Below are 4,728 nucleotides of genomic sequence, written 5' to 3' on the forward strand. Positions count from 1 at the left end.
GATACCGTTCGATCACCGCCGACTCGAACAGGGCGCCCTTCAACTTCGGCACCCTCACCGCCATTTTCCCGGCCTTGACGGTCAGATCACGCTCGTAATGACCAGCCCGATACGCCTTCCTGCCATCGGAGCGCTCGTAGCGGGCCGCGCCGGCGATCTCGTCGGCCTCGGCGTCCAGCATCCGGTTGAGGATCTCGGTGACCTTCTCGGACACCATCCGGTCGAGTTCGGTCTCGAACATGGGTTGGTTGACTTGTATGATTTTCTCGGGCATGGTTCTGTCGCCTGCTTTTCTAGAGCGGTTAATGGTTTGGCGACTGAAATCGTACACAGGCGACAAGCCATGCTCCACTTCTTGAGAATCTTGAATGCCTCCTCAAACAAGACACCACTTGTGATTTAGATGTCTTGGTAATTGATAATAACAGCTCAGATGGAACTCTGGATGCCATTAAGAATCACAATCTACTCGATAAAATTATTTACATCAATACTGGTGAAAACCTTGGTGGTGCAGGTGGATTCCAATTCGGAATAAAATATGCTGCTGAAAGGCTATATGATTATATCTGGGTGATGGATGATGACTGCATGCCGAAACATGATTCCTTGGAAAAGTTATTAGAAGTTGCAGAAAAGAAACAAGATCATTTTGGGTTCTTGGCGTCGAAAGTTCTTTGGAAAGACGGCAGGATTTGTACCATGAACATACCACGTGAAACGATGTTTAAGTCAGTAACAGACTTTGATGATAAAATTGTTCCGGTTGTAATGGCAAGTTTTGTTTCGTTGCTCCTTCCCGTGCGAGTGGTAAGGGAAGTAGGTCTGCCTATCAAAGAATTCTTTATTTGGACGGACGATTGGGAATATACGAGAAGAATCTCTAGACGAATGCCGGGATATTTGGTTAATGGAAGTGTTGTCGTTCATAAATCTAAGAATAATTACGGCGCAAATATTGCATATGAGGCATCTGACAGATTATCGCGATATCAGTACCTGTATCGTAACGATGTATATTTGTATAGAAGAGAGGGGATCTTGGGGTTGTTGTACGAGATTGTGAGAATTCTTGGCCATACGCTGCGTGTCGTATTCAAGGCAAAGGATCACAAACTCATGAGATTGAGGTGCATTTGGAAGAGCACCATTCAAGGTCTCACGTTCAATCCAACAATCGAGTTCCCTAAGGAGAAGGTTTCCGAATGAGAAGAGTCCTCGAAGTCTTTGGCGAGCCGATTGCAACAGGCGGTCAGGAGACGTTTGTATTTAATAACTTGCAGGCGATGAAAGCCGATAATTTCAAGTTTGACTTTCTGACTCCGTATACATGTGAGAACGATGGACGTAGGGAGGATATAAAGCGTCTCGGTGGCTCACTTTTTGAATTGAACTGTTCTTTTTTGCCAGGAAAGAGCAGAGAATTAATCAAAAAACCGGTAAGTATCTTTTTTGCAAACAATAAGTACGATGTTGTTCATATCCATTCCGGAAGCACATCGGTTTTGGCAATAATTAGTCAGGTTGCCAAGAGGGCAGGGACACCAAAGGTCATTGTTCATTCTCATTGTGCGCTAGAAAGAATCACCTTGCTTAACAGAGTGAACCGACGTCTCTGTGGCATGCGTATGAGGGGTAACGTCGATCGGTACTGCGCATGTTCCAAGGAGGCGGCAAAGGCTAAGTTTTGTCCGGAAATTCTTCCGAAAGTGCAAGTCATTCGAAACGGAGTAGACCTCGGACGGTATCGGAGAACAACTAGTGTTCGTCGGGCGCTACGTGAAAGTCTCGGGGCCAAAGAGACAGATTTCATCATCGGTCATGTTGGGAGAATGTCATACCAGAAGAACCAAGAATACGCGATATCCGTATTCAATGAGCTGCACTCGATAATGCCCTCCAGTCAGCTTTGGTTAATTGGCGATGGCCCTGATCGTGAAGCGATAAAGGATAAGATTAGTGAGTTGCATCTTGACGGTTCCGTTAAGTTGCTAGGCCTAATTCGTGACACGAGTAGTTATTATCAGGCATTCGATGCTTTCATATTTCCATCTCGTTTTGAGGGGCTTCCAATCGCATTAATCGAGGCAGAAGCGGCTGGTTTGCCATGTGCCGTTTCTGATCGTGTCTCTCGAGAAAGTGATATTTGTAGTGATTTTGTGAGCTATCTTTCGCTGGATGATATGCAAGCTTGGATTCATTTTTTCGTAGAAAATGTAAATCGATATAACGATAGGGCTGACGAACAGCTTCGAGATGCCGGATTTCGTGTTGCGGATTCTGCAAGCATGCTTGAAAGAATGTATCTAGAGTAAGATTACGGGGAGCGTAGATTTGGTGCACACTGTACAAAAGGATTCAGAAAGATGTCGGACAATCCCTGTGTGGCCGACATCGTTGGCGTTCCTGTTTTCAATGCTGCTAGTTCTTTCAAATGCAACTTTATATGGACGATTTGGGTATTTTAGAGTGCTATCCCTATCGTTTTATTGTTATTATCGCTTCTGGCCATTTTTACCGTTCTGGTCGGGATAGGGATTCCTCTTACAGATCTAAAGCGTGGGGTAACCTGGTTCTCATGTTGCGTCATTGTTTGTGCCATAGTTTCATTGGGCACTCTTAGGTTGCCGACGATGGGACATTTTGCCTTCCTTTTATTATATGCTATTTTTCCGTTATTTATTTTAGTGTGTTATCGGAATAGCGTACTGGATAAGATATTTGATTATTTATCTTCAATAATCGCGTGGCTCGCACTTTCCTCTTCAATATTATGGTTATTCGGCCCATTCCTTGGAGTGCTGAAGCCAAATTGTACTTTCCCTGATACCTGGTCGGATGGAAGCTTGTCGAGTGGGGAAGCATTTGGGTATTATGGCTTATTGTACCAATTGCAATGGTCGGGATTCGGTTCATTTCTTGGTTTTCGTAATACTTCAATATTTGGTGAGGGGCCTGCGTTTGCTTTCTATTTAATCATTGCGTTGTTGGTTGAACTCCTTTATTTCAAGAAGTATAAACTATGGCGCGTGTTTTCATTTATAGCAGCCTTAGTTACTTCTTTTTCTACGACTGGTTGGATTCTTGCTCTTGGTATATTTGTTGCTTATTTTTATTGCAAGTCTACTATATCAAAAAGAGCTAGGAATCTTATCGTATTCATTGCATTCTGCTTGTTCTGTGCGGCATTTAGTGTTTCTCATGTGCTTTTTGCGAGCAAAGTCGATACGTCGTCTGGAGCAATACATATGGATGATTTCAAGGCTGGCTTTGCAGCATGGTTGTCGAGTCCGATCTTGGGTAACGGGATAGGCAACAATGATGCCGTAGTTCCATTCATGAGTTCTTTCAGGGATAACAATACAGGCTTTTCGAATACTTTCTTATTTGTTCTCGCTACGGGCGGTTTACTGTATTTTGCTCTTTGGCTTGCATCGTTTTGGGGATATTATCGAGCAAAGGGTAATGCCCGCTGGTTTGGCCTATTTTCTTCCTTGTAGTTTGTTTTAGTAATGTTTCTTATTTTGCTTTTGCTGCCTTTTTCCTGAGTTATGGAATTTCGCTGTTATTCCTTTCACACGATGAACCAAGTCATACGCCGGATAATCAGTCAGTCGGACATGTTCATAAGACTGTTATGAGAAGGTGACACGATAGTGGTGTTGTCGCGGTGTCGACATCGTATTGATGTACGAAATGCAAGTCCGGGTCAAACGCTATCGGGCTGAGAATGGCATCAGCGTCTGACACGGTGTGACCCCGGCGCTCTGAATCCCGCATGAACGACGATTCCGGCAAAGAGAAAATATGGTGGGCGATGTAAATCAAGCTTCTGTTCCATTGTGTTGTTTGATTGAAATTGTACATGGCGGAACGAGTTAAACGAGACGAACGGAAATACCTATATTATTATATTCTCGTGTCGTGTCGTGTCGTGTCGTGTCGTGCCGTGAACATGATTCTTACGACACCCCCGATTTCACTTCATGATTACCCAAACATAGGGTTAAATGACAAAATGTGTGTTTTATTCGGGCGTGTCGAGGTGGCGTCATCGGGTCTTGCCTGCCCGGCCTTTCCTGATGCCGAATCCTGATTCGTAGGCGTCGACGCCGGGTGCGGCCTCTTGTATGCCGCCGGCGGGCAGGCCGGTGCCCGTGGTGGGCGGCTCGGTGGTTTCGTCGTGTGCGGCGGTGATGAACGACCCGGGGTCGGGGTTGTGCGTCTTCATGTACAAGACCCATTCGCAGCGTTTCATGGGTTCCTCCGTCAGGCCGCGGTGGGCGTCGAGGACGCGCTTGATGTCGGCGTTGACACCGCCCTCGAGACGGTTGGTGGTGGACGGGACGCTGCCTGCGGGGGCGGGCTCGCAGCACGCGAACAGCGTACCGTCGCGTTGCAGGCGGATGAACCGGTAATAGGCGCGTCTCAACCGGGCGTGGGTCCACCACCATGTGCGTCCGGCGCGGGCTTTGGGGTTGCCGGGGTCGTCGCGTGCGGTGGTGCGTTGGCCGATGATGTCGGCGTAGCGGGTGTGCCAGTCGTCGGGCAGGTTGAGCCAGGCCGCGGCGGCGTCGGCGTCGCGGACCTTCACGGGTTTCCGGGCGAGCCTGGGCAGGTCTTTGCCCGCGTCGGTGCGTGGCCTGCAGGTGGGGTCCGTGCGCGTGTTGCGCAGCACGTGCACGAGGCACCGTTGGATTCTTGTGTCTTTCCACGTGTCGGCGGCGG

At 47.6% G+C, this 4,728-nt stretch carries 3 protein-coding genes and 2 pseudogenes; 3 read left to right on the top strand and 2 right to left on the bottom strand.

What is annotated here, in order from left to right; all coding sequences use genetic code 11:
• The coding region (locus BISU_RS11385; protein ID WP_034533163.1) for a transposase at positions 1-274 on the bottom strand (274 nt) is incomplete at its 3' end.
• Positions 275-360: 86 nt separating this feature from the next.
• Between BISU_RS11385 and BISU_RS11390 the strand changes: the two are divergent.
• From BISU_RS11390 to BISU_RS12735, 3 genes and pseudogenes are all read left to right on the top strand, one after another.
• A pseudogene (locus BISU_RS11390) lies at positions 361-1,209 on the top strand (glycosyltransferase); the annotation flags it as partial.
• Complete coding sequence (locus tag BISU_RS11395; RefSeq protein WP_024464685.1) at positions 1,206-2,315, top strand: glycosyltransferase; 1,110 nt, start codon at positions 1,206-1,208, stop codon at positions 2,313-2,315. The pseudogene BISU_RS11390 and the gene BISU_RS11395, both read left to right, overlap by 4 nt.
• 318 nt (positions 2,316-2,633) lie before the next feature.
• Positions 2,634-3,500 (top strand): hypothetical protein, encoded by an 867-nt coding sequence (locus tag BISU_RS12735; RefSeq protein WP_152599313.1) that lies wholly within the window; start codon positions 2,634-2,636, stop codon positions 3,498-3,500.
• 551 nt (positions 3,501-4,051) lie between these two features.
• On the opposite strand, the pseudogene BISU_RS13300 reads toward BISU_RS12735, so the two are convergent.
• Positions 4,052-4,728 (bottom strand): annotated as a pseudogene (locus BISU_RS13300) (IS256 family transposase); the annotation flags it as partial.

The sequence above is a fragment of the Bifidobacterium subtile genome, from assembly GCF_000741775.1.
Taxonomy (GTDB): Bacteria; Actinomycetota; Actinomycetes; order Actinomycetales; family Bifidobacteriaceae; genus Bifidobacterium; species Bifidobacterium subtile.